Source organism: Parabacteroides sp. AF18-52 (genome assembly GCF_003479145.1).
GTDB lineage: Bacteria > Bacteroidota > Bacteroidia > Bacteroidales > Tannerellaceae > Parabacteroides > Parabacteroides faecis.
Window position 1 is genome coordinate 119046 of the sequence record NZ_QUGR01000004.1, and the last position, 26283, is coordinate 145328.

General features: G+C 45.4%; 26 protein-coding genes. 12 read left to right on the forward strand and 14 right to left on the reverse strand.

Features of this window, described 5'->3' with window-relative positions; translation table 11 throughout:
- Positions 1–4: 4 nt before the first annotated feature.
- Complete coding sequence (locus DWX23_RS09155; RefSeq protein ID WP_122374256.1) at positions 5–937, forward strand: glycosyltransferase family 2 protein; 933 nt, start codon at positions 5–7, stop codon at positions 935–937.
- Between the two features lie 82 nt (positions 938–1019).
- Here the strand turns inward: DWX23_RS09155 and msrA are convergent, their stop codons facing one another.
- On the reverse strand, positions 1020–1526 hold the full coding sequence (gene msrA, locus DWX23_RS09160) for a peptide-methionine (S)-S-oxide reductase MsrA (RefSeq protein WP_122374257.1): 507 nt from the start codon (positions 1524–1526) through the stop codon (positions 1020–1022).
- Positions 1527–1589: 63 nt separating this feature from the next.
- On the opposite strand from msrA, the gene DWX23_RS09165 reads away from it, so the two are divergent.
- From DWX23_RS09165 to DWX23_RS09190, 6 genes are all read left to right on the forward strand, one after another.
- Positions 1590–2780 (forward strand): uracil-xanthine permease family protein, encoded by a 1191-nt coding sequence (locus DWX23_RS09165; RefSeq protein ID WP_122362527.1) that lies wholly within the window; start codon positions 1590–1592, stop codon positions 2778–2780.
- Between the two features lie 140 nt (positions 2781–2920).
- Positions 2921–4303: a polyamine ABC transporter ATP-binding protein gene (gene potA / locus DWX23_RS09170; RefSeq protein ID WP_122362526.1), complete on the forward strand. Its 1383-nt coding sequence runs from the start codon at positions 2921–2923 to the stop codon at positions 4301–4303.
- Between the two features lie 38 nt (positions 4304–4341).
- On the forward strand, positions 4342–5115 hold the full coding sequence (locus DWX23_RS09175; protein ID WP_122354913.1) for an ABC transporter permease: 774 nt from the start codon (positions 4342–4344) through the stop codon (positions 5113–5115).
- Positions 5112–5903, forward strand: coding sequence for an ABC transporter permease (locus DWX23_RS09180; protein ID WP_122354911.1), 792 nt, complete (start codon positions 5112–5114; stop codon positions 5901–5903). Before DWX23_RS09175 ends, DWX23_RS09180 begins: the two co-directional genes overlap by 4 nt.
- Positions 5904–5925: 22 nt before the next feature.
- Positions 5926–7254, forward strand: a complete 1329-nt coding sequence (locus tag DWX23_RS09185; protein ID WP_122354909.1) for an ABC transporter substrate-binding protein — start codon at positions 5926–5928, stop codon at positions 7252–7254.
- A 17-nt stretch (positions 7255–7271) separates the two neighbouring features.
- A complete protein-coding gene (locus DWX23_RS09190) occupies positions 7272–7877 on the forward strand; it encodes an HAD family phosphatase (protein WP_122374258.1) in 606 nt (201 codons plus the stop codon).
- Positions 7878–8005: 128 nt separating this feature from the next.
- Here DWX23_RS09190 and DWX23_RS09195 read toward each other — a convergent pair whose 3' ends face one another.
- Both DWX23_RS09195 and DWX23_RS09200 read right to left on the reverse strand, forming a co-directional pair.
- On the reverse strand, positions 8006–8689 hold the full coding sequence (locus DWX23_RS09195) for a queuosine precursor transporter (RefSeq protein WP_122374259.1): 684 nt from the start codon (positions 8687–8689) through the stop codon (positions 8006–8008).
- Positions 8690–8788: 99 nt separating this feature from the next.
- Complete coding sequence (locus DWX23_RS09200) at positions 8789–9457, reverse strand: DUF2490 domain-containing protein (protein WP_122374260.1); 669 nt, start codon at positions 9455–9457, stop codon at positions 8789–8791.
- Between the two features lie 92 nt (positions 9458–9549).
- Here DWX23_RS09200 and DWX23_RS09205 point away from each other — a divergent pair, with 92 nt between their 5' ends.
- Positions 9550–10221 (forward strand): SGNH/GDSL hydrolase family protein, encoded by a 672-nt coding sequence (locus DWX23_RS09205; protein WP_122362521.1) that lies wholly within the window; start codon positions 9550–9552, stop codon positions 10219–10221.
- 222 nt (positions 10222–10443) lie between these two features.
- Positions 10444–10998, forward strand: a complete 555-nt coding sequence (locus tag DWX23_RS09210) for a GNAT family N-acetyltransferase (protein WP_122374261.1) — start codon at positions 10444–10446, stop codon at positions 10996–10998.
- Between the two features lie 98 nt (positions 10999–11096).
- Here DWX23_RS09210 and DWX23_RS09215 read toward each other — a convergent pair whose 3' ends face one another.
- The 7 genes from DWX23_RS09215 to DWX23_RS09245 form a co-directional block, all read right to left on the reverse strand.
- Complete coding sequence (locus tag DWX23_RS09215) at positions 11097–11858, reverse strand: exodeoxyribonuclease III (RefSeq protein ID WP_122354893.1); 762 nt, start codon at positions 11856–11858, stop codon at positions 11097–11099.
- A 117-nt stretch (positions 11859–11975) separates the two neighbouring features.
- Complete coding sequence (locus DWX23_RS09220) at positions 11976–12716, reverse strand: LytTR family DNA-binding domain-containing protein (protein ID WP_122354890.1); 741 nt, start codon at positions 12714–12716, stop codon at positions 11976–11978.
- Positions 12713–13849 carry a sensor histidine kinase gene (locus DWX23_RS09225; protein ID WP_122354888.1) on the reverse strand — a complete coding sequence of 379 codons (1137 nt, stop codon included), beginning with the start codon at positions 13847–13849 and terminating at the stop codon, positions 12713–12715. Before DWX23_RS09225 ends, DWX23_RS09220 begins: the two co-directional genes overlap by 4 nt.
- A 5-nt stretch (positions 13850–13854) precedes the next feature.
- The gene (locus DWX23_RS09230; RefSeq protein ID WP_122354886.1) at positions 13855–14529 is read right to left on the reverse strand and encodes a DUF2490 domain-containing protein; all 675 of its coding nucleotides are present in this window, start codon (positions 14527–14529) and stop codon (positions 13855–13857) included.
- Between the two features lie 21 nt (positions 14530–14550).
- Positions 14551–15234: a DUF4956 domain-containing protein gene (locus tag DWX23_RS09235; protein WP_122374262.1), complete on the reverse strand. Its 684-nt coding sequence runs from the start codon at positions 15232–15234 to the stop codon at positions 14551–14553.
- The gene (locus tag DWX23_RS09240) at positions 15218–15997 is read right to left on the reverse strand and encodes a polyphosphate polymerase domain-containing protein (RefSeq protein ID WP_122374263.1); all 780 of its coding nucleotides are present in this window, start codon (positions 15995–15997) and stop codon (positions 15218–15220) included. The genes DWX23_RS09235 and DWX23_RS09240 overlap by 17 nt, the downstream gene beginning before the upstream one ends.
- 240 nt (positions 15998–16237) lie before the next feature.
- Positions 16238–17125, reverse strand: coding sequence for an Rpn family recombination-promoting nuclease/putative transposase (locus tag DWX23_RS09245; protein WP_122374264.1), 888 nt, complete (start codon positions 17123–17125; stop codon positions 16238–16240).
- Between the two features lie 779 nt (positions 17126–17904).
- On the opposite strand from DWX23_RS09245, the gene DWX23_RS09250 reads away from it, so the two are divergent.
- The 3 genes from DWX23_RS09250 (at position 17905) to DWX23_RS09260 (ending at position 21494) form a co-directional block, all read left to right on the forward strand.
- The gene (locus DWX23_RS09250) at positions 17905–19518 is read left to right on the forward strand and encodes a carbohydrate-binding domain-containing protein (RefSeq protein ID WP_122374265.1); all 1614 of its coding nucleotides are present in this window, start codon (positions 17905–17907) and stop codon (positions 19516–19518) included.
- 84 nt (positions 19519–19602) lie between these two features.
- On the forward strand, positions 19603–20844 hold the full coding sequence (locus DWX23_RS09255; protein ID WP_122374266.1) for a PLP-dependent transferase: 1242 nt from the start codon (positions 19603–19605) through the stop codon (positions 20842–20844).
- Positions 20844–21494, forward strand: coding sequence for a response regulator transcription factor (locus tag DWX23_RS09260; RefSeq protein WP_122374267.1), 651 nt, complete (start codon positions 20844–20846; stop codon positions 21492–21494). Before DWX23_RS09255 ends, DWX23_RS09260 begins: the two co-directional genes overlap by 1 nt.
- 32 nt (positions 21495–21526) lie before the next feature.
- On the opposite strand, the gene DWX23_RS09265 is transcribed toward DWX23_RS09260, so the two are convergent.
- The 4 genes from DWX23_RS09265 to DWX23_RS09280 are packed head-to-tail and all read right to left on the reverse strand — an operon-like array spanning position 21527 to position 25996.
- On the reverse strand, positions 21527–23131 hold the full coding sequence (locus tag DWX23_RS09265) for an MFS transporter (protein ID WP_122374268.1): 1605 nt from the start codon (positions 23129–23131) through the stop codon (positions 21527–21529).
- 47 nt (positions 23132–23178) lie between these two features.
- Entirely contained in the window at positions 23179–24249 is a 1071-nt protein-coding gene (locus DWX23_RS09270; protein WP_122374269.1) for an HlyD family secretion protein, read from the reverse strand.
- A gap of 18 nt (positions 24250–24267) precedes the next feature.
- A complete protein-coding gene (locus DWX23_RS09275) occupies positions 24268–25578 on the reverse strand; it encodes a TolC family protein (RefSeq protein WP_122374270.1) in 1311 nt (436 codons plus the stop codon).
- Entirely contained in the window at positions 25556–25996 is a 441-nt protein-coding gene (locus DWX23_RS09280) for a MarR family winged helix-turn-helix transcriptional regulator (protein WP_122374271.1), read from the reverse strand. The genes DWX23_RS09275 and DWX23_RS09280 overlap by 23 nt, the downstream gene beginning before the upstream one ends.
- Between the last annotated feature and the right edge of the window lie 287 nt (positions 25997–26283).

The following is a 26283-nucleotide window of genomic DNA, read 5'->3' on the forward strand; positions in this document are numbered from 1 at the left end:
GGAAATGAAGAAGCTCGCAGTCATAGTTCCCTGTTACAACGAAGAGTTAGTCATCGGTGAATCCTATCGCCGTACGAAAGCTGCTTTGCAGTCCATGCCCATCGATACCGAGATCATTTATATAAATGACGGAAGCCGGGATAAAACCCGGGAGTTGCTGGATGGCATTGCCGCCTCCGACCCGCATGTGAAGGTAATCCATTTTTCCAGAAATTTCGGACATCAGCCGGCGGTTACTGCCGGTATCAATAATTGTGATGCAGATTTGGCCGTTATACTCGATGCCGATATGCAGGATCCTCCGGAGTTGATCCCCGGCATACTGGAACTGCAGGAGAAGGAAAATGCCAATGTCGTGTATTGTGTGCGTAGGTCGAGAGAAGGTGAGAGTCTTTTCAAGAAGTTTACGGCAAAAGCCTTTTACCGTTTGCTCAATTATATGAGTGATGTCAGTTTTCCGTTGGATACGGGTGATTTCCGTATGGTCGACCGGAAGATCATGGATCAGTTCGATCGTTTCCAGGAACGGGGTAAATACATCAGAGGGCTGATAAGTTGGCTCGGCTATAAACAAGTACCGTTTTACTATGAACGGGAAGCACGTATTGCCGGCGAGACAAAATATCCTTTCAGCAAGATGTGGAAGTTCGCTTCGACAGCCATGTTGTATTTTTCCAAGAAACCGCTTCGTCTGGCCACCAGTTTAGGTTTTATAGCCGTCGTGGTCGGTATCGTTCTGGCTGCCTGGTTTACGCTCGGGAAGATATACGGGTTCAGTAATGCGGAAAGTGGCTGGACTTCCATTATGACATCGGTTATTTTCTTTGGCGGCGTTCAGTTGCTGACGGTGGGTGTCCTGGGGCAGTATGTCGGGATTCTCTTTGATGAGATCAAGGCGCGTCCCGAATATATTATCGACGAAAAGAGGAATTTCTGATAAATACATTCTTATAGTTCCTTTCGGATGAAAATTATATTTCATCCGAGAGGAATTTTATTTTCTTCCGAAGGGAATGGAATCAGTCATGGAATATCTTTCGATAAATATGACAGTAAGGAGTTTCTCCTTTTTTGTCGTAATAATGCTGGTGATAATCTTCCCCGATCCAGAACTTTCCGGCAGGTTCTAATGCCGTAGCCACTTTAAATCCCATTCCGAATAATTTGCTGATATATTCTTCTGCGATCGCTTTCTGTTCTTCGCTGCAATAGAAGATAACCGAACGGTATTGACTGCCGATATCCGGTCCTTGTCCGCCAACCTGTGTAAAATCATGTGTTTCGAAGTAAAGACGTACTAATTGTTCGAAACTGGTTTGAGACGGATCAAAGATCACTTCCACTGTTTCCACATGGCCGGTAGTACCGGTTTTTACTTCGGGATAGGACGGATTATCAAGAGTTCCACCCATATAGCCGACATGCGTACTGTCTACACCTTTTACTTTTTCGAGATGGTATTGTGTTCCCCAAAAACAGCCGGAAGCGAAATAAGCTGTTTCCTTATGAAAATTATTCTGTGTCATATTCTTTCTTAGCGTTTGGATTATTCTGATTATATTTGTGCAAATATAATCTTTTATTTCGCAATGGACAGCAAAAAATCACTGGGCCCTGCTCAAAAGACGGTAGTAGGCGTTCAATTTCTCTTTGTAGCCTTTGGTGCCACCGTCTTGGTCCCTCTACTGGTGGGTTTAGATCCTTCGACAGCCCTTTTCACTGCCGGATTAGGAACATTGATCTTTCATTTGGTAACAAAGGGGAAAGTGCCGATTTTTCTGGGAAGTAGCTTCGCTTTCGTGGCACCCATCATTAAAGCGACTGAATTATATGGTTTACCGGGGACAATGTCGGGACTGGTGGCTGTCGGTGCTGTCTACGGACTGATGAGCATGTTGGTGAAGTGGCGTGGCATCGGGTTCATCAAGCGGTTATTTCCGCCGGTTGTGATCGGGCCGGTCATCATATTGATTGGTCTGTCGTTGGCGGGTTCGGGTGTGAATATGGCGAAAGAGAACTGGCCGCTGGCTCTGATCGCTTTGTTTACTGCTGTTCTGGCATCGTTGTTGGGACGGGGGATGATCAAGCTGATTCCTATCTTCTGCGGGATTATCGTCGGATATATTGCTGCATGCTTTTTTAAGGTGATCGACTTCGAGCCGATCATTGCGGCCCCCTGGTTTGCGTTGCCTCAGTTCGTCAAGCCGGAGTTGTCGTGGGAAGCTGTGATCTTTATGATCCCGGTGACGATCGCCCCGATCATAGAACATATCGGAGATGTATATGCCATTAACGAAGTGACGGGCAAAGATTTTGTGAAAGATCCGGGATTGCACCGGACTATGCTGGGCGACGGTTTAGCTTGTGTGGCTGCCGGGCTGATCGGCGGACCTCCTGTAACCACTTATTCAGAGGTGACCGGAGCTATATCGCTGACGAAGATCACGGATCCGGCCGTTATCCGTATTGCAGCGGTGGCAGGGATTGTCTTTTCCGTTTTCGGCAAGGTCAGTGCTTTCCTTAAATCGATCCCGCCTGCCGTACTGGGCGGAATTATGCTGTTGTTGTTCGGAACGATTGCTGCTGTCGGTATAAATAGTCTGATACAGAACAGGACAAATCTGGGGGATACCCGTAATCTGATCATAGTCTCGTTGATTCTCACCTTTGGTATCGGCGGAGCCTCTCTGGAGTTTGGTGAATTTACGATGGCGGGGATCGGCCTGGCGGCTCTGCTGGGAGTGATCCTGAACCTGGTCTTGCCCAAGGGAAGCCAATAAAGTTGGATATTGTTCTTTATATATATCCATCTCTTAACGCTCCAAACCCTTTGTATGTCCCCTAAATTGTATACCTTTGTGCCGCTTTTTAAGAAAGCAAGCGATTATATGTTTAACTTGTAAGGAAAAGGGATAAATCTATGCAAAAGTCCGACTGCATTATTGGTGTGGAACATGTCTCCAAGTTCTTTGGCGACAAGGCCGTGCTGAATGATGTAAATTTGTTTGTCCGCAAGGGCGAGTTTGTTACTATTTTAGGACCTTCCGGTTGTGGAAAAACAACCTTGTTACGTCTGATAGCCGGATTTCAGACAGCTTCGGAAGGGGAGATCTCTATTGCAGGAAAAGAAATAACGCAAACGCCGCCGCATAAACGTCCGGTCAACACGGTGTTCCAGAAATATGCATTATTCCCTCACCTGAACGTTTTTAATAATATTGCTTTCGGTCTGAAACTGAAGAAGCTACCGTCTGCCGTGATCGAGAAAAAGGTCAAACAGGCGTTGAAGATGGTAGGTATGACCGACTACGAATACCGCGATGTGGATTCCCTTTCGGGCGGACAGCAACAGCGTGTGGCGATTGCCCGTGCCATCGTGAACGAACCGGAAGTGTTGCTGCTCGACGAACCGCTGGCTGCCCTCGACCTGAAGATGCGCAAGGATATGCAGATGGAGTTGAAGGAAATGCATAAATCGCTCGGTATCACTTTTGTTTACGTAACTCACGACCAGGAGGAGGCATTGACTCTGAGCGATACGATCGTCGTTATGAGTGAAGGCCGTATTCAGCAGATCGGAACTCCCATCGATATTTATAACGAACCGATCAATTCGTTCGTTGCCGACTTCATCGGTGAAAGTAACATCTTGAACGGATTGATGATCAAAGATAAACAAGTCTCTTTTGCCGGACATGACTTTGAGTGTGTCGATGAAGGCTTTGGAGAGCAGACACCGGTAGATGTCGTGATCCGTCCGGAAGATATCTATATTTTCGATCCGTCGGAAGCGGCGATGCTGACCGGTACGGTGACATCTTCTATCTTTAAAGGAGTCCATTATGAAATGATGGTACAGACTCCCGAAGGTTATGAATTCATGGTACAGGACTATCATTGTTTCGATGCGGGACAGGAGGTTGGATTACTGGTGAAACCTTTCGATATCCATGTCATGAAGAAAGAGCGCGTCTGCAATACGTTTGAAGGCAAAATGATCGATCCGACGCATGTCGAGTTCCTGGGAACAACCTTTGAATGTAAGGAAGTGACGGATGTGGAAGGCGATACTCCGGTAAAAGTCGAGGTCGATTTCCGTCATGTCATTCTGGAAGACAATGAGGAAGACGGTACACTGACGGGTGAAGTGAAGTTTATCCTTTATAAAGGAAACCATTATCATCTGACCGTGTTTACAGACTGGGACGAAGATATTTTCGTCGATACGACAGATGTCTGGGATGACGGTGACCGTGTCGGTATCCGGATTGCCCCTGAAAATATACGTATTATTCATAACTAAAAGGGAAGGAAGTGATAAATAAAGTTGCAGCTTTTTTCATGCGTCGCAGGAACTGGACAATTCCTTACGCACTATTTCTGGCAGTATTCGTAGTCATGCCGTTGCTCCTGATCGTCCTGTATGCGTTTACAGATACGGAAGGAGCCTTTACCTTTGCCAATTTCCGTAAGTTTATGATGCATCCCGAGGCGTTGAATACCTTCGTCTATTCGATCGGGATTGCTATTATAACCACGCTGGTTTGCCTGATACTGGGATATCCCGCCGCTTATATATTGAGCCAGGCCCGGTTCAATACTTCCCGTACAATGGTCGTACTGTTTATCTTGCCGATGTGGGTGAACATCCTGATCCGTACGCTGGCAACGGTCGCTCTGTTCGACTTTCTGAACCTGCCGCTGGGCGAGGGAGCTTTGATCTTCGGTATGGTGTATAACTTCCTGCCGTTTATGATCTATCCGATCTACAATACGTTGCAGAAGATGGACCGTAACCTGATCGAGGCGGCACAGGACCTGGGGGCTAATCCTTTTCAGGTGTTTATGAAGACAATCTTTCCTTTGTCGATGCCTGGTGTGATGAGCGGTATCGTGATGGTCTTTATGCCGACTGTATCGACATTCGCCATTGCCGAGTTGTTGACAATGAATAATATTAAGCTGTTCGGTACGACCGTTCAGGAAAATATCAATAACGGAATGTGGAACTATGGAGCCGCCCTTTCTCTGATCATGTTGCTGCTGATCGGCATTACGATCTTGTTCACCAATGAGGAAGATAATGCTTCAAATGAAGGAGGAGGTGTGATATGATGACGAAAATAATGGCGAAAGCCTACCTGTGGCTGCTTCTTATCCTGCTTTATTCCCCGATCCTGATCATTATGATCTTCTCTTTTACCGAGGCGAAGGTGCTCGGTAACTGGACCGGTTTCTCAACAAAACTGTATAGTTCGCTGTTTACCGGAGGTGTGCAACGCTCGCTGGTAGGGGCTTTGTGGAATACATTTGCGATCGCTATGCTGGCAGCATCGATCTCGACAATTCTGGGAAGTATTGCGGCTGTAGGTATCTTTAACCTGAGGTCCCGTCCGCGCCAGGTAATGAATTTTACGAATGCCATACCGATGATGAATGCCGATATCATCACCGGTGTTTCTCTGTTTTTGCTGTTTGTCAGCCTGGGAGTTTCCCAGGGATTCACGACTGTCGTGCTGGCGCATATCACCTTTTGTACGCCTTATGTGGTATTGAGCGTGATGCCGCGTCTGAAAAAGATGAACCAGAATGTGTATGAAGCAGCACTCGATCTGGGAGCAACCCCGTTCCAGGCACTCCGTAAAGTGATCCTGCCGGAGATTCGTCCGGGAATGATCAGTGGCTTTATCCTGGCTTTTACTCTTTCGATCGATGATTTTGCCGTTACGATCTTTACGATTGGTAACGAAGGGCTGGAGACACTTTCCACCTTTATCTATGCGGATGCCCGGAAGGGAGGGCTTACCCCTGAACTGCGTCCGTTGTCGACGATCATCTTTGTCACCGTACTGGTATTGCTGATCGTGATCAATAAGAGAGCCGATAAATCATCCGCTAAGTAGCGTCAAAAACAGGAATAGAAGAATGAATAGACTGATTAAAATAATATGTGTGCTGGTTGCTTGTCTGGGTGTTTTGTCTTCCTGTGCACGCACGGAGAAGGAACGCAGCAAAATATTGAAGATATACAACTGGGCAGATTATATCGATGAAGATATCCTGGATGAGTTCCCGGTCTGGTATAAAGAACAGACAGGCGAAGACATCCGCATTATCTACCAGGTTTTCGATATTAACGAGATCATGTTGACCAAGATCGAACGGGGTCATGAAGATTTCGATCTGATTTGTCCTTCCGAATATATTATCGAGCGAATGCTGAAAAAGGGCTTGTTGCTTCCTATCGACCGCAATTTCGGTAAGACTCCCGATTATCTGGATAACATATCTCCCTATATTCAGGAACAATTGAATAAACTGAGCCAGCCGGGTATGAAAACGACCGACTATGTGGTTCCTTATATGTGGGGAACGGCCGGTTTGTTATATAATAAAAAGTTTGTATCGAAGGATGAAGTAATGACCTGGGATTGTTTGTGGAATCCTAGGTATAAGAACAAGATCCTGATGAAAGACAGCTATCGCGATGCCTATGGAACGGCTATTATCTACGCCCATGCCAAAGAGTTGGCCGACGGAACCGTTACGGTAGAACAGCTGATGAACGACAACTCGCCGGAAGCCATCGCCATCGCAGAAGATTATCTGAAACGGATGAAACCCAATATCGCCGGATGGGAAGCCGACTTCGGTAAGGAGATGATGACCAAGAACAAAGCATGGCTGAACCTGACCTGGAGCGGTGATGCCGTTTGGGCTATGGAAGAGGCGGATGCTGTCGGTGTCGAGCTGGGGTACGAAGTCCCTCTGGAAGGCAGTAATATCTGGTATGACGGCTGGGCGATCCCTAAATATGCCCGTAATGTAAAAGCTGCCAGTTATTTTCTTGATTATCTTTGTCGTGCGGATATTGCTTTGCGTAATATGGATGCCAATGGGTATGTGAGTGCTGTGGCTACTCCCGAAATACTGGAAGCAAAGATAGACACGACGGTTGAAGAGTTCTCGAACCTCAGCTATTTCTTTGGCCCCGGAAACGATAGTATCCAAATCAATCCGGTGCAATATCCCGACCACAAGGTGGTGGAGCGGTGTGCCATGATCCGTGATTTCGGCGACGAGACCGAACTGGTTCTGGAAATGTGGAGCCGCGTAAAAGGGGATAACCTGAATACGGGGATCGTTTTGTTGATCTTTGCCGTCTTCGGCCTGTTATTGGTCTGGGTACTTTACCGCAGAATACGTGAATATAAACAGAAAAAGCGTTATCACAGACGTCGCAGACGCTGGTGAATAGATTATTATGAAGTATGGATGGAATTAAAAACTTGATTATAGACTTTGGTGGGGTGATTATCAATCTGACCCGTAACCGTTGCGTGGAGGCCTTTGAAAGTTTTGGTGTACCCAATGTCCGCGATTGTATTTTGAACAGCAAGGACTTGTTCATGCAGATAGAAATAGGCACTATCACATCGACGGAGTTCAGGGATGGGATCCGCCACCTGACCCGTCAGCATCTGACCGATGAACAGATCGATACTGCCTGGATCGCCATGCTCGACGATATTCCCGCTTATAAGCTGGAACTGCTGATGGAACTTCGTAAGAAATACAACACGATGCTGCTCAGCAATACGAACGAGATCCATTGGCAATGGGCGGAAAAGAACAGCTTTGCTTATCAGGGTCACCATGCCGGGGATTTCTTCAATAAGATCTACCTTTCTTACGAGCTGAATATGCTGAAACCCAATGCTGATATCTTTGAATATGTATTGAAAGATGCTGTGATAAAACCCGAAGAGACCCTGTTCCTGGACGATTCCGTCCCTAACTGCCGTACTGCAGAATCTCTGGGTATCCGTACATATACACCCCAGGCCAGAGAAGACTGGTCGTATCTGTTTAAATAAGTGAAGTGGCTTTGCCAGCATTATATGGCTATGGTGCTGAGTTCGCCATCCTGGCCAATTGACTTAGCTATCTCAATAAACTAGCATAGGCATCCCGTCTCGGTGAGATAGCGAAGCTGGTCTGGAAGTTATATATCCTTCACCTTTAATATATTATAGGACGTTCCTATATCATACACATCATTGCCGTCTACTTTCTTTATGTATTTCACAACGCGGACGGTTACCGGGAGGATTATCACTTCATACAAAGACTTCAGGACTGCCTGCGTTCCGATCATGATCAGTAGTTCCTTAGCCGGTATCAGTCCGGCGAAAGCTATCGGGAAAAAGATCATAGAATCAGCACTTTCACCGACTAAGGTCGAGACGATTGCCCGTACGGAAAAGTGTTTCCCGTTCGACGCAATTTTCATTTTACTCATAACGTATGCATTCAGGAAAGAACCGACCAGGAAAGCGATCAGGCTGGCAATGGCTATGCGCGGCGCCATCCCGAAGACGAAATTAAATCCATCTTCGCCTTCCCAGAAAGGGGCGGCAGGCAACATAACAGCCAGTTGGGCAAATCCGATAACCAGGAAATTGGATGCGAACCCGCTCCAGATGATCAAACGTGCTTTCTTGAATCCCCATACTTCGGCTATACAGTCGTTGATAATATAGGAAATAGGGAATACAATCAGTCCGGCAGTGGCGGTGATGCCGAATACCTGTACGACTTTTGTCTCTAAAAGATTGGAAGCTACCAGGCATATATTAAAGAGAATACCCAGCAGCATGAACGGGATTGTGACAGTTGTTCTCTGCATAATTCTTGTTTTTTACGAGGTTTATCAAGCACTCGGGAAAGCACGGGCTTTCCGTATCATGTCTTTTTATTTATTCAGGTTGCAAAGGTAATTATTTTTTTAGAATCTGTGCGAATAGGTCAGCCCTATTGCATGTTTGTAGTTGACAGGATCGTATACATTAAATATGTGGTAACGGTAATATAGTTGTAACGCATTTTGCTTATTGATTTTATAATCGCTTCCGGTAGAGAGGCGGATACGCTCTGTGTACATATTCCCTTGGTGGCCGGTGTTATTGAACAATTCTCCGTAAACGAAAGGGGAGAAGCCTGTTTTACCGATTTTGTATGAAACGGTCAACATAGTCCTGAGATAATTTTTAGGATGTTGGCCACCCGTCTTAAAAGTACTTTGAAATCTTTCCCGTAAAGAGAAAGAAAGGTTGCCGATCGGATAAGATGCCGAAGCATACACATAATAACGATTGCGTAATTCTTCCGAAGCTTTATACTGGCAAAGCAGCATATAGGCCACTCCGGCTTTTACATACGGATTGAATGTATAGTTGACTTCCCCTGTAGTCAGAAACCATTCTGCTTGCTTGAAATTGGATTTAGGGCGGATGTCTTCTTCAAATAAAAAGGAAAACTTATGATAAATCTTTCCCGACAAACTGACCTTAAATGCCATACCGGCTCCGTCTATTGCATATAAGGAAGAATGAAACAGAAGTATCCAAAAAGCAGACAGAATAAAGAAACGATTTCTTCTGAAATAGTTTTTCATGAGAATATGACGTGTTTTTGATTTAGATTCTTTGCAAAGATAAAGATAAAAGCGTTACTTTTGTTTCTTCTGGAACTTAATAAAATCATATTATGAAGAACATTAAGAAATGTTTTATGTTGGCAGTATGTATATTCACTGCATCGTCTCTTTTCGGCCAGCAGAAAGATTGGGCACAGTTTGGCCGTTACGCAGAGGCTAACAAGACAGTGAAAACTCCCTCCAAAGTAGTTTTCATGGGAAACTCGATTACAGATGGGTGGTGGTCGACCGATTCGTTATTCTTTAAGACAAATGGATTTATAGGCAGAGGCATCAGCGGACAGACAACGGCAGAAATGCTAGTCAGATTCCGTGCAGATGTAATTAACCTGAAACCTAAGGCTGTCGTGATCCTGGCCGGTACGAATGACATCGCGCAGAATAACGGATATATAGCAATGGAGAATATCCTCGGAAATATAATCTCTATGGTTGAGTTGGCAAAGGCTAATAATATAGATGCGATCCTTTGTTCCGTATTACCCGCATACGAATTCGGATGGCGTAAAGGCTTGGAGCCTGCCGGTAAAATTATCGAACTGAATAAAATGATCAAGGCTTATGCCGATCGTAACAAGCTGACTTATATCGATTATCATTCCCGACTGGCTGATGAAAGGGGAGGATTGCCCGAGAAATATTCAAAGGACGGTGTACATCCCACTTTGGATGGATATAAAATAATGGAAGAAATACTTCTTCCGGCACTGAAACGTTATTGACCGGATTATTTTATTATATTTGCTCCCGAATTATAAAAACAGTTTTTTGAAAACACTACATTCTACATCTATAAGTGCGTAATAACAGCCTATAACTCTTTATAGGCTGGCCACTTTTCTTTTTCGGATATATATCTTTATCCGAACCTTCTTTTTATTTTCTTTTTTGTACGAATAAAGTGTTCCCATAAGGGAGCATAATAACCATTAATATAAATAATCATGAATTTGAATGACGTACATGTTAGGAAGGCTACTTCCGACGATTTCAGTGACGTAATGAACGTCGAACGGCTTGCTTTTGGCGAGGAAGACGAAGCTCGACTGGTGAAGGATCTGCTTGCAGATGCGAGTGCCGAACCATTTGTTTCGCTACTTGCCTGTTACCAGGGGGAAGCCATAGGGCATATTCTTTTCACCAAGGCCTTACTGGAGGGATCCAATCCTTCTCCTTCTGTGTATATCCTGGCTCCATTGGCTATAAAACCAGCATATCAGAAGCAAGGAATTGGCGGTTTATTGATCCGCGAAGGGTGTCGGATATTGAAGGAGATGGGTGTGGAGTTGGTATTTGTTCTGGGGCATAAAGAATATTATCCCCGCCACGGATTTATAGGAAAGGCAGAAGAGGCCGGTTATCCGCCTCCTTATCCGATCGAAAGCATCTATGCAGATTGTTGGATGTATCAGTTCCTCATCCCGAAAACGAAAGATTTCCCCAAAGGGAAAGTTAAATGTGCTGAAGCGTTGGATAAGCCGGAGTATTGGCGGGAGTAGGTTTAAGTAGATATATCAAAACAAATAAACCGGACGCAGATGTCTTAGAATTCTGCGTCCGGTAAATATCGTCTTTTGATACAATTTCTTCTTGTCTTTTATTTGATTTCCAATACCGCCGGGCAATGATCCGAGTGTATGGCATCGTTCAATATGTAGGCTTCTTTCAGTAACGGCTTTACCGGTTCGCTCACCATGCAGTAGTCGATACGCCAGCCTTTATTGTTTTTGCGCGCATTGAAGCGGTAGCTCCACCAGGTATATTGCTGCTTGTCGGGATTCAGGAAACGGAACGTGTCGATAAATCCGGCATCGAGAAACCGTGTCATCCATTCGCGTTCTTCAGGAAGGAAACCACTATTGGTCGCATTCCGTACAGGGTCATGGATATCTATCGGCTCATGGCAGATATTATAGTCGCCGCAAAGGATCAGTTGCTTGCGTGTTTTCTGCAATTCTACTACGTAGTTCCGGAAGTCTTCCAGCCATTCCATCTTAAACGCCTGGCGTTCATCGCCGCTGGTTCCTGAAGGGTGGTAGACGCTAACGACAGAGATATCGCCGTAATCTGCACGGATAAAGCGTCCTTCATTATCGTATTTCTCTATTCCCATGCCGGTTTCCACATGATCGGGTTCTTGTTTGGTCAGGATGGCGACGCCGCTGTATCCCTTCTTTTGTGCACTGAATAAATAGGCTTTATAGCCCAGAGCCTCGAATGCTTCTGCCGGAAACTGGTCCGGTTGCAGTTTGGTTTCCTGCAGGCAAAGTACATCCGGTTGCTGCTCACCGAGCCATTCGGGCAATCCCTTTCCAACGGCTGCACGCAGACCGTTTACATTGTATGTGATGATCTTCATATGAACTGTTTGTTTGTCCGTTTTTATATGAATTCAAAGATACGATTTAACGTTTGGATCTGCTAATATTTGTTTGATAATTCTGTAAGATGCCTTATATCTACAGATAAATAACATCTATTTCCCGAGGAAGCGGGTATCCAGATATTGAGTGAATTTATCTTTATACTGGTTGCCGATAGGGATATAAGTGTCCTTTCCGAAAATGATACGGTTATTGGCTACTGCCGTTATCTTTGAGAGGTTTACCATATACGAACGATGCACACGCATGAATTTGCCCGAAGGTAATTTCTCTTCCAGTAATTTCATGCTGATAAGAGACATGACCGGCTTCTGGTCTTCGGTAAAGATGCGGACATATTCATTCTGGCTTTCGATATACAGGATCTTGCTCATATCTATCCGGATCATTTTGTAATCCGCTTTGATGTAAAGGTCTTTGCTTTCCGACGGGCTGTTTTCATCTTTTACTTCAGGGACTATGGCGGATGGTTTTAGTAATTCCATCTGTCGCAATGCTTTGTTTGCCGCTTTCAGGAAATCGCCGTATCCGAATGGCTTTAGCAGATAATCGAGCGCATCCACGCGGAAACCTTCTACGGCATATTCCGAATAAGCGGTTGTAAAGATAACAAGCGGTTTCTTTACCAGTGACTTAACGAAATCCATCCCATTCAGATCCGGCATATTGATGTCGGCAAAAATAAGGTCGACGGGTTGCGAAGCAATCACGTCGAGTGCTTCGAGTGCACTCGAACAACTTTTGACCAGTTGAAGAAAAGGAACTTTTTCTATATAACCGGTTATTTGTGTGAGCGCCAGCGGCTCATCATCAATGGCAATACATCTGATCATGATTGTATGGGTATTATCAGTAAAACACGATATTCATTATTCTCACTTTGGATATCCAGCGTATAATCATTGTCGTATAACAAACGGAGCCGCTTCTTCACATTTTCAAGTCCTATCCCTTTGTGTTGTTCGGTCGCATTGTTGAAACTGCTGTTGATCACGAGGCATTCTATTTCGTTCTCTTTAACCTCCATCGACAAGTGGATGAATGACTTCCGGCGGTAACTGATCCCATGCTTGAACGCATTTTCAAGAAAAGAAATGAAGAGCAGGGGAGGAATCTGTATGTTCGGTATCTCTTCCGGGAGAGATACCCCTATTTCAACCTGGTCCGTATAGCGGAGTTTCATCAATCCGATATAATTATCCAGGAATGCGATCTCTTTAGCCAGCGGCAAGGTGGGCTGGGTGGCATCATATAAAACATAACGCATCATTTTGGATAACTCAAGAACGGTCTCTTTCGCTTTTTCCGTATCCAGGTCGATAAGCGCATGGATATTGTTGAGCGTATTCATAAAGAAATGCGGATTGATCTGATGTTTCAGGTATTCCAGTTCTGTTTGTAAGGTATGTTTCTCCAGTTCCTTCATCCGGTGCTCGTCACGGATCGATTTGAACAGGAGCTTAATGGCAACATTCAGACCGAGTACCAGGATAGCTGTCAGGATGAAGTTTACCATAGGAGAGATCATCCCCGGCATCTGCCACATCGGTGGGCGCATAGCTTGCCTGGGCGGTTCTTTCTCCATCGGGAATTTAGGTCCCGGCATTTCCTCTTTCGGCGGCCGGTTCATCATAAATTCGCGTGGCGGATGTTTCTCCATTCCTCCGGGTCGTTTGAGTTTGACGAAAGGATTCAAGGCAAATATCAGGCAGACAGTCAGCAAGGAGAATAGCAGGTAAAGCCATGACTTTTTCCTTATCAGTAAAAAAGGAATAAGCACATAATTATTGATCAGGAAAAGGATAAAGAAAGGTGCGATCATTTTCCAGGCGCGGAAAATATCGTTCCAGTTGATCGTCTCTCCGTTATATTTATGTTCCAGAAGCGGGGACACCAGAATGACTACCCAGATAATCAGGTAGATCAGGTTTTCCAGTAGCTTCTGTCGTCGTTCCTGTTTCTCCATTGCTGTCAGAATTTATATGAATATCCCAATCCTATCATATGTTTACCGTTTCCTTCGTCATCGTCTTTGAAGTTGACGTAACGATAATAGAGTTGTAACGAATTACGCTTGTTCAGCTTATATTTGCTTCCTGCCGTGTATTTCAACTTGTTCATCTTATTTCCCTGCGGATCGTTCAGTGTATTGTATAGCTCAACAGAGGCAAAAGGCTCGAATTTGCAATTCCTTATATCGTATTCCACCTCCAGACGGCTGCGAAGATACAGTTTCGGGTTTGCCCGTTTGCTTGTTTCCTTCACTCCGACACGGTAGGTACTCTGAAAACGCTCCCGTAAAGATACGGTAAAGCGGTTAATACGGTAAGAACCGGTGGCAAAAAAATAATACCGGTGGCGCACTTCCCAACCTTTCGTCTCATGGTTATAGTTGATCAGGTTGTAGGCACCGCCTAATTTCAGGAACTTCCAGGGCTTATAACTCAGTTCGAGTGTAGTCGAAAAACGGTCGACCTCACTCAGGTTATCACGCAGCCGGAAGTCTTCTTCCAGCGACAGGTTCAACCCGGGGATGATCCTTTTAGTAATGTCGGCGCTAAGGGAGGAGCCCAGGTCGTCCTGTGCTGAAAGAGTATGGATAGTCAGCAGGGAAGCGGTAAAAAATAGTATCTTTAGCTGTTTCATGATCGATATATTTAAATGTTTTTATTCTCCTTCCCGAGGGAAACGGGTTACTGTATCGACCGAATTGATCTCCCTCACTTCGGATTCATAATATACCTTGATGAATGCCGCATCGCGCAGGAAATCGATATGCCCGATCTCAATCTTTTGTATATTCAGTCCGGTACGGTGGCGGAGGTCTGCTATCAGCTCTTTGCGTTTTTCCGGAACGATCAGCTGGATTTTATCATACAGGATTAGTTTGCAGGATACATGTTTCAGCCAGCGTTCGCTTTCCAGCAGCCAGGTGACAAGGATAAAGATACAGTTTGTCGCAATCAGTTCGGCATAACTGATCTGTACAGACAAGGCATTGATAACGGATAGGGCGATAATGATGAAGAGATACGTCATTTCGCGGATAGGGACCGATTCTGTCCGGTAGCGGATGATCCCGAAGATGGCAAATATACCCAGGGCAAAACCGATCTTCAGCTTCACGCTTCCCATCAGGATGATCAGGAAAAAGACACTGACATTGATCAGGGAGAATGTGAAATAGTAATCCCTCCGCCGGCTCTTCGGGTAATAAAAGAAATGGATGATGATCCCGACAATCACGAAGTTGAAAAAGAACCGGATAAGCAGTTGCATGAACGCTTCCGTATCCATTACGGGAGTGCCCATCAACTGCGTTTCCTCTACGATATCAAATAATGTATCCATAAGAATAGTTTGCTAGTTTATTTATTTGAGTGAGTTTCTTTTTAAAGCGGTTGCGTTTGGCTTCCGGGTTCGTCAGGAGCATACCCAGGCAATATTTACTGATACTTACCGAGTGGATATGTAATTGCGAAAGGTATACTTTGGCGCGGGAGGGGATATTTCCGTCCTGCTTCAGTTCGATAATGACCAGTCCGGGTAACGATTGTTCTTTTCCGGAAGAGAGATGGCGGAAGCAGAGATCCGTATCGATGGTAAGCCGTTCTGTTTTCTCCCGGTTGACCAGGGTGATACGGTTGAACTGGTTTTCAACCTGTAACGTTAAGTCTTGCAACTGAAAGGAAGCATGTTCATAAAGAAACACTTCTGCTTCCGTGACCAGGTATGAGTTCATAGAGGAGAGGGGCATTCGTACTTTTCGTGTTCTTCCTTTATTGTTTTTATCTTTTATCTCAAGGAAAGTCCGGCAGGAATCTATATAGGAACGCATGCGTATTTTTTCGCGGGTTTTGCGTCCGTTCTGGTGTGCCAGATACATGGATAGTCCCGGTGTATCCAGATAGACGGTGTGATAGGGGCTGACACGTTTACCGTTTATTTCCTGTATATAATAGTCCTTTTGCAACAGGCGAAGGAAACAGACCAATTGCTCCGACGTTGTCGTGTACTTGGTATCTATCCGGTTCATCAACCGGACACCCTCCATCTCACTCAGGGAGATGGAGGGGAAGCTTTTTAGAATAGTGTCGATAACCTTTTCTTCCATATTACTTTTCAGACTAATAACTAAACCTCTTACTAAATCTCTACATTGTGGTTTCAAAAATAGAGATGCTTTTATTGATAGGAAAAAAAAATCAGTGAAGTGGCGGTTTTATTCAATGAAAATATTTTTTGAGATATAGGTAGGAGAGAAAGATTCATTAGTAGAAAGAAATGAAACAAAAAATCAGCAAAGTTGTCCGAAGGCTGGATTACTTTGCTGATTGAACATAATATGAACAAATTACAATCGTTCTATTTCTTCAACAGGCAGACTGGTACATTTGGCAATTGTTTCAACATCTATGCCCTGTCTTTTCATATTTACAGCAATCAGACGTTGTTCTTCCGCTTTGCCTTTCTCAAGCCCTTTCTCCATCCCATCCTCGAAGCTGGTATCGAGGGCCGCGGAAAGGTCACGTTCGACAGAGATGCTTAATTCATATTCCAGACGTTGATCGGGCGTCATACTCGCTACTTCCACAATGCTTTTAAGCTTGCGGAAAATTTGGTTGTTGAGTTCTTTGGGTAATCGTTCCATGATCTCGATATTGTTTAATACATATAACCACTTCTTATAAAGAGTGTCGCATAAACGCAAAGGTAACACAAATTTCGGCATTTCAAGATAAATCTCGTTGAGCGTTTCGCTGAAGGGCACCTTCAGTTCGCGGTCCATACGCACGATATCCCAGCGGTATTTCTCCGGGAGGGAAGGGTCCATAATATAATTCAGTACGCAAATAACATACACTTTACTAATGTGATAATTCCATTGTTTACGAATTTTTTCATCAGACTCCTTTGCCAGCTTTTCCTTTACGATCATGGATTGTTGCTGGATTGCAAAAGAAGCATAGTATAACACCCTGTCTGAAAAGTATTTCTGCCGACTTTTCTGCATCTCTACGATGAAGACTTCCCCCTTTTCATTCTCACAGAAGATGTCGAATACGGCACGCCGCTGGTCTTGTTTCAGCCCTAACATCTCTACATTCCTAAAAGTGATGTCTACGATTACTTCTTGTTGAATTACTTCATTCAAGAAGCTGATGATAAGATCTTTACTTACTTCACTGCCGAAAATACGTTTCCAGCCGTAATCCGAGAAGGGATTGATAAATTTGTTCATAGCTAATTGTTTTTAGTTACCTCCTAATGGAGTTTCAACAAATATAGCCAATCTTTTTTTATTCGTTTATATTAATTGATTTATTTCATGGTAAATAGTAATCTGACAGAGTTGATACTCTGATATGGAAATGCACAGACTCAAATCTGATAATTTCTGAATCAAAATTTTCGGAACTCCGATCAGGCATAATTAGATTGTAGGACCAAATGTTTTGATCCTAGTTCTATATCGTACAATTAAAGAAATTAAGTTATACGCTGAGTTATACGTTTCCTATACGCTGCATCGATTGAATTTCAGGTATCCAAAACAAGTTATAAAACACACCTTATACACACGGACCGGTCTCTCTTTAAATATAGATAGAAGTATCTTTAATATAGAATTTATAATAGGGCATTTTTTCAATTTTTTTAGTAGAGGTCAAACCGTTCTCTAACGCTCTATTACAAAGTAAATCATTATCCAAAACATATATGTTTCGTTTGCAAATCATATATGTTTTGTCGTTAAAACACCTATGTTTCGACAGCGGTTGTCAGCTCTTTTTCCAATAAAGATTAACTGTCTTTATCCAGCACTAACCATCCCTATCTGCTCCTATCCGGTAGTCACTTTTCAGTTGTACTTACTTTTGTGAGGTTATCGATAATCTGATAATAAATGAAATAATACAATATAAGATTTATTTCATTGATAAAAACATCCCGTTTACAGATTCTTTTTTTAGAAGATAGGAGGGAACGCTATTTTTGGAGATCAAAAAACAAAAGGATATGATAAAATATACCATTGTAAAGAGCTATCTGTTTGCTGTTTCCCTGTTCATACTGGTACCGTCTTTACCGGCATGCAGTGCAGACGACATTTCTTCCGGTGAGGAAACAAAGGCTGTCCCGGACGATGAGAATGATCAGGTAGATAACTCTTCTTTTTCCAGTACGGTCACGGTTTCTTTTGATAACACGGTCACAGTCTCCAACCCGATGTCGGACAACGGCGTATCTGTTCAGATTAGTGACGGACAAGTGACGATCGTTTCGACAGCCGAAGAAATGGAATATGTTCTCTCCGGTTCGACGACCAACGGGATGGTAAAGATTTACAGCGACTATAAATTCAAGCTGACACTGGATGGTGTATCCATCACCAACCCTTCCGGTCCGGCTGTTAATATCCAATCACATAAACGGGTATTTGTCCAGCTGAATGATAACACGCAGAATATATTGACGGATGGTTCCTCCTATGCAACAAATGGCAGCGAAGACCAGAAAGCAGCCTTTTTCAGTGAAGGCCAGCTGATTTTCAACGGTAACGGCTCGCTGACGGTCAACGGTAATAACAAGCATGCCATTTGCAGTGACGACTATGTTCGTATTTATGAAGGAAATTTCATGCTTACCAGTAAAGTCTCGGACGGTATCCATACGAACGATGCCGTCATAATAGACGGAGGAACCTTGACGATCCATGCGGTAACCGACGCCATAGAATGTGAAGAAGGCTATATCCTTATCCAGGACGGCGATATTACGATCGTCAGCGGTGATGAAGGAATCACCACCTCCTACGAAGGCTCCGATTCATCTATTAATCCCTACATGGATATCAACGGAGGAACGATCCGTATAACGACAACGGGCACTTCCGCCAAAGGAATAAAAAGCCTGGGCAACCTGACTATCAACGGAGGAAATATAACGGTAAAAACCTCCCGTTCGGAAGCGGAAGGTATCGAGAGCAAGCGCGAACTGGTCATTAACGACGGCTATATCATCGTCGAGGCTTACGATGACTGTATCAATGCCGCCACTTCCATTGTCATTAATGGCGGAGACATTTATTGTTACAGCACCGCAAACGACGGCATCGACTCTAACGGCACGTTGACGATTACCGGAGGCACTGTCATCTCCATCGGTACATCTTCGCCGGAAGATGGTTTTGACTGTGACCAGAATACATTCAAGATCACCGGCGGCACAATCATCGGAGTAGGAGGAAGCACCAGCACACCGACCACTAACGCATGCACTCAATCTTCCCTGATCTACGGTGGAAGCGGTACTCAAAATACATTATTCCATATAAGCTCGGATGATGGTGCCGATATCCTGACTTTCAAGATACCGCGTACGCTCCAGCAAATGACATTATTATTCAGTAGTCCTGCCCTTACATCCGGTTCGGGCTATACCATCTATACCGGAGGAACAGCTACGGGTGGCTCTGATTTTTATGGCTTATATACCGGATCGACCTATTCCGGCGGTACACAGGCCGCCACCTTTACCGTTAGTTCGATAGTCACAACTGTCGGTTCTTACTCCGGCGGACCGGGCGGCGGAGGGAATATCGGCGGTGGCGGAAGACCGGGAGGATGGTAAAAAAATCTCATTTTGTATACTCCGAATGTAAATGAATCATACATTTGTACCGGCAAAAAGAAAATTACTCAAGGATAGTACAAAATGAAAGAAAATAGCATTGAAGCCCGTTTGCTTCATACTCCTTACGAAAGGCCGGATGCCTACAACGCGTTGTCTATGCCGGTCTATCACACAGCGGCCTACGAATTTGATTCCGCCGAAGCCATGGAAGCCGCTTTCTGCGGCTGCACGACCGACCATGCTTATTCGCGGATAACGAATCCGACCGTGCAATATTTTGAAGATCGCATACAGGCTATCACCGGAGCGATGAGTGTGACTGCGCTCAACTCCGGAATGGCTGCTATCTGCAATACCTTGATGGCGATCGGCTTCTCCGGGGCGAATATCGTGACTTCTCCCCATCTCTTCGGTAATACCTATTCGCTGATGAAAACGACATTGGCCGCATTCGGAGTCGAAGCACGTTTCTGTGACCTGACAAATCCGGATGAGGTTCGTGCAAATGTCGATTACAATACCTGCGCTGTATTTGTGGAAGTGATCACCAATCCTCAATTGGAAGTGGTCGATTTAAAGCTATTATCGTCTATCGCCGGAGAGGCCAAAGTTCCCTTGATCGCAGATACGACGATCGTCCCTTTCACGGTTTTCCACGGAAAGGATTTCGGGATAGACATCGAGATCGTATCCAGTACCAAATATATTTCCGGAGGTGCAACGAGTGTAGGAGGGCTGATCCTCGACAACGGAACATTCGACTGGAGCCGTTCATTCATCCTGAAACATTGGTATGAACAATATGGCGAACGTGCATTCACAGCCCGCCTGCGTAAAGAGATCCACCGGAATCTGGGAGCCTATATGACGCCGCAGGTCGCTTATATGCAGACATTGGGCCTGGAAACTATGCAGCTCCGTTTTGAACGGCAGGCTTCCACCTGCCTGGAGTTGGCAAAACGTTTGCAAAGCCTGCATGGCATCGTGTCCGTCAATTATACCGGGCTGGAAGATAATCCGTATTACCAACTGAGCACTTCCCAGTTCGGTCGTTATCCCGGAGCGATGCTGACGTTCGACCTGCCTGCCCGCGAAGCCTGTTTTGCCTTTATGAATCGCCTGAAGTTGATTCGCAGGGCTACGAATCTGTTTGATAACAAGACATTGGCTATCCATCCTGCCAGTACCATCTACGGCAGTTTCACGGAGGAGCAGCGTCGGGATATGGATATCAGTCAGCAGACGGTCCGCCTGTCGGTCGGCCTTGAACCGGTCGATGATCTGTACAATGATATTGAACAAGCCTTATCCGTAACCAGCTGATGCGAACATTGATCATAGCCGATAATCAGGATATCACGAAAGCCGGCATCTTATATCTGACTGATAAGATGCCGGACTTCTCGCTTGTAACCGAGGCTGCCGGTAAACATGAACTGCTCCAACTTCTGCAACAATATCCGCAGGCTGTTGTCCTGCTCGATTATACGCTTTTCGACCTGGCGAGTGCCGACGAACTGCTGATCGTGCAGGAACGTTTCAAGCAGGTATCCTGGATACTTTTCAGTGACGAGCTGAGTGAAGATTTTATCCGCCGCATCCTTTTCAGCAGCGAGGCATTCGGTATTGTCCTGAAAGATGCTTCATCGGATGAGATACAGGAAGCCTTACGATCGGCTTTGCATTCCCGGCGTTTTATCTGCCAGCGAATCCATCACCTGCTTTCGAATAAGAACTCTGTTCGTGAACCGAAAGAGCACCCGATACTGACCTCCACGGAAAAAGAGATATTAAAGTCCATCGCTTTGGGAAAAACGACCAAAGAGATAGCTTCCGAACGTTTCTCCAGCATCCATACCATCACCACCCACCGAAAGAATATCTTCCGAAAACTGGAAGTCAACAATGTGCATGAAGCAACCAAGTATGCGTTGCGTGCCGGGATTGTCGATACGACGGAATATTATATTTGAATCTACTTTTTCATCCAGAGAAAAGTAACACATTACACCATATCATCTCCCGTCTTCACAATCTCCACTTTTAGTGTCTTATGGAAAGGAGTAAAGCGAGAAATAACCATTATTACGATGGCGAATATCAACACATAACCGATAATCGTTTTCAGCGCAAGCAGTAAACTTTGCGATTGCAGCGTTGCATACAAGCTATTGGTTGCAAGCTGGGTGGCATCGGTCATATTATGCCCCTGTGCCAGCGCATTGTTGAGAGACTGATTATATTGCTGTGCCGCCAGTGGGTTTTGCAGGTCCATATTTTCCGAAAGGGTTGTCATACCCCGTAATTGCAGGCGGTAAAGTATATTGTTAAAGAATGCCGACGACAGGGCAGGAGCTATCACCGAACGGCAACTGATCAGGAAGAAAGCATTATATATCATCAACTTCGGATTCATATCCTCCACCGCATACACCCCGAAAGCGATAAACAGGATCATCATCCCCATGCCCCGGAGGAACATCGGAAGATACAACATTTCATACGTCCCGTCCGGCGTGATTCCGAAATAAAGGATAGCAAGATAAAACACATAACACGCCATTCCCGAGGCTATCAGTATACGGAAACGCCACCGCTGCCAGCGGAACCACCAGAAGCAAACTACCGCCCCGCCGATAAAGCCCGGTAGCATCCAGAGGTTCAGAAAGTTGGCATGCACGCTGTCGACCCGTATGATGTTATTCATATAGCTTGTGACCAGCGAACTCGTAGCCGAAAAGAACATGACCAGCATCATAAAGAAATAACCGATCAATGCTTTGCTGCTATTCAGTATTTCCAGCCGGATATAAGGATTTTTTTGTGTCTTTTGCCGTGAAACGAACAACCAGGCCAATACCGGCAATGACAATACGTACAGGGTGATCTTGGCGGATGAGAACCAGTCGAGCGTTTTGCCGTATGTGGCCGACCAGATCGTGAAGAGCAGGATAGAGGCCATGATCAGGATGCTTTTCCAGTCTATCTCCTTAAAAGGAAAATGAACGGGGCGCTTCGCATACCGGAAAAACATCAGGACAAAAGAGATGGCGACCAGCAACAGCAGGATAACGAAATAATACATATACTGCCATTGATAGTAGTAGGCGAGCTGTGCCGTGATTGCCATCGATATCTGCCCCGCCGAAAAGACGATAGGGTAGAAATAGGCATAAAACTCGCTGCGGACATTCTGCGGACTGAAAAGCGGGCGGATCATCAGGATGATTTCCAGCATGGCAAACCCTTTCAGGAAACCGATAAAGAAACTACAGACAATGATGATATCCATCTGGTTCACCTGTGCACAAATAAAGCTCAATATAACCTGCAACAGCAGGTCGATCAACAGGATTGTCTTGGTCGTTACCACCGGGCGGACCTTGGGGATAAGCGGGTAGGAGACTGCCATGCCTGCCGATGTCGCATAGTAGGCCATACTGATATCCTCGCTCAATACGCCGAGCGTTCCCGAAACTTCGGTGATATTCCCCGTATAAGCTCCGTTGATGAGGATGATCGGCAGCATGACGACAAAGGCCGTGACAATCCCAAGCCACCGGGGAACCCAGGGGCGTATCGGGACATTCAGTAAAACCTGTTGAGCCATATGCTTCTATTTGCTTTAAATAAGAAAATCCGTGTAATACGTATCTTTCACTGTTTCTTCAATGCTTCCGTCTCCACCATCATTCCGGCACGGAGCAGATTCATATCTTCAGGCGAAACATCTGTGAGGTCGATCCGCACGGGGATACGTTGCTGTATCTTGACAAAATTACCGGCCGAATTATCGGTCGGGACCAGCGAATATTTCGATCCTGTCGCCTCGGAGATAGCCGTTACTGTGCCGTGGAAGATACGGTTGTCGATGGCATCCACCTTGATACGGACCTGCTGCCCGATGTAGATGTGGCTGATTTGTGTCTCTTTGTAATTGGCAGTGATCCATTTGTCGTTGCCGCGGACGAGATAGCTGAGGGTTTGCCCTGCCTGCACCAGTTGCCCGGTTTCCAGTGTACGCCGTCCCATGTATCCGTCGAAAGGGGCGGTGACAACCGTATAGGAGAGGTTCAGTTGCGCCATCTCCAGGTCAGCCTCCTTGCGAAGAATCGTGGCTTCGACGCTGCCGCTTTTCTTGCTCGTTTCCGTGTATTGGGACTGGGCGGCATTCTTTTGGCGCAACAAAGCATCGTAACGGGCTTTCATAGCTTCGTAGTTTGCTTTGACCTGTTCATATTGCTGTTGTGAGACGGATTCTTCCGCCAGCAGGTTGGCATACCGTTGATAATCCTGTTCGAGTTGCCACAAACGGGCTTTCGTCTCCGCGATATTCGCTTCCTGAATACCGATATTCACCTGCGAGGTTTCGATGCCGGAGCTTAAGATGTCTTTAGACGCATGTGCATCCAGAAGGGCCGCCGCAGCATCTTTTAGTTTGATGCGGTATTCACGGTCGTCGAGGATAAGAAGCGTGTCGCCTGTCTTGACTTGCTGATGTTCGGTGAAACGGACTTCTCTGATGTATCCCGGTACACGGATATTAACGGGGATGATATACTGGTCGACTACGGCATCGTTGGTGATCTCGTAGTTCACGTATTTCCAGAAATAGTTCACAGTCCACGATATTCCGCCGAAGGCAAGCAGGATACAGACCGTGTTGAGCGTGATGTTCCTGATCTTCAACCGTAGTAATTGTTTTCTTTTCTTATGTAATGCTGACATACAGAATTGTTTTATCGGTTATAAATTGCCGCACGAACGCATCAGTTCGTAGTAGCTGTAAACGGCCTCGGTACGGGCATTCGTCAGTTGCAGTTCGGCTTCGAGCCTGACACTGCTGGCATCGAGCAGGTCGGTCAGGATGGATAACTGGTTCAGATAACGGTTCCGTACGATGCGATAGTTCTCTTCGGCCTGCCTGACCGATAACAGGAGTGCCTGTACACGGTCGAGTGCTTCGTGATGCCTGATCCAGGCACTTCTGACATTGATGCGGATATCCTGCCGTATCTGGTCTTCCCTGTTTTTCCGGAGGCGGACGTATTGTTTGGCCTCGTGCATTTTATGCTTGTTCTGATAGAGGGAAGACAGGTTGTAAGACAGGCTTAACGCTATATTCCAGTTATTGGAAAACATATCTTCCATCGTAGTGCTCAACGGGCGTGACAGTGTATTGGCGGCCCGGATGGAAAGGGAAGGCAGATAATCTGCTTGCGACAGGCGAATGTCGTTTTCCGCCAGTTTCGTGTTATAGCGGGCGATTTGCAACTCCGGATAGTTGCTGTAAGCCTGCAGAACGTATATCTCGTAGTCTTCCAGCGAAACAGCTGTATAAAGCAGTGTCGTATCGGGTTGCAGAAGTAACGACTCGTCCAGTCCGAGCAGGACGTCGAGCTGTTGTGAAACAATGGAAATATCGTCGTCTGCTTCACGGCAGGCTAGCTGGTCGTTGGTCAGTTGCAGTTCGCTGCGCAACTCATCGTTACGGGTGACGACGCCTTCCTTCTTCAACCTGCGGATATCGTCCAGCCGGTGTGTGGATTCTTCCACGTTGCGGGCGAATACGTCTCTTTGTTTATAAAGGCTGAAAAGGTCCATATACCGGCGCAGCAAAAGGAGTTTGATCTCTGCCTCGCTGTTGGTCGAGTTCAGTGTGGCAATCTCTTTTTCCAGGGAAGCCCGCTTGATGTTATAATGGATTTTCCCTCCGCGGTAGACGGGTTGGGTCACCTCTACATTATAATTGTGCGACCAGTCGGGCAGGTCGGGATGCACGGGCTGCGCCAATCCTTTACGGAAGACGGTAGACTGTCCGATATATCCGGTCGTCGCACCGATACTGATACCGGGTAGGCGTGAGGTCTTTGCCGTCTTTTCCTTGTCGTCCGCGATGACTTCCTCCATGCGGGAGGCTTGCAGGCGCAAACTGTTCTCTGTCCCCAGACGGAATAACTCGTCGAGAGAAAGCGAGTAAGCCTGTTGGGAATAAGTCGCAACAGGCTTACAAATAAACAGTAACATTAATAAACTATATCTGATCAAATATCTCATTCAATTTATTCAGATGCTTCATGCAGGCTTCCATGTGGCGGGTATTCATTTGGTTGCCTATCTGTGTGTACATATCTTTTAGGAGTGACTTTATCTTTTCAGCCACTTTTTCTCCTTCCGGCGTAAGAAATATGAGTTTGTTACGCCGGTCGTTGGTATCTTCCCGGCGTACGACCCATTCTTTTTTCTCCAGGTTGTTGATCAGGTTGGTGAGGCATGCCTTGTCCTTCGCCGTTTTTTCCGCCAGCGTTTGTTGGCTGACACCCTGTTCTTTCCATAGGCAATGCATGACCTGAAGCATCTCGAAGGTCATATCGACATTGTTTTTTTTAAGTAATCGTTGAATCGTTTGCCGGAATGTCATCCGGGTCTTTAATATCAATAAATTAAGTTCGTGTGCTAATTCACTATCCGTCATACTTGCTGTTTTTGGGATGCAAAGATAGGAATTTCTTTGATATTAGTTTAATATTTGACTATTATTTGTTGGGGAAGAGATAACAAGCAAGGCTTGCTTGTTACAGGTTCATTTGCCGTCAGTTTTAACTGACGGATTTGTAAATGGCTATTTCTTTGGACTTTAGTCCCATTTTAAAATATATCCCCATTAAAGAGAAATGTGGCTAAAGCCAAAAGAGATAAACTATCTGCAAACCGTCAGTTAAAACTGACGGCAAATGAACCTGTAACAGCTAAGCCTCTTTT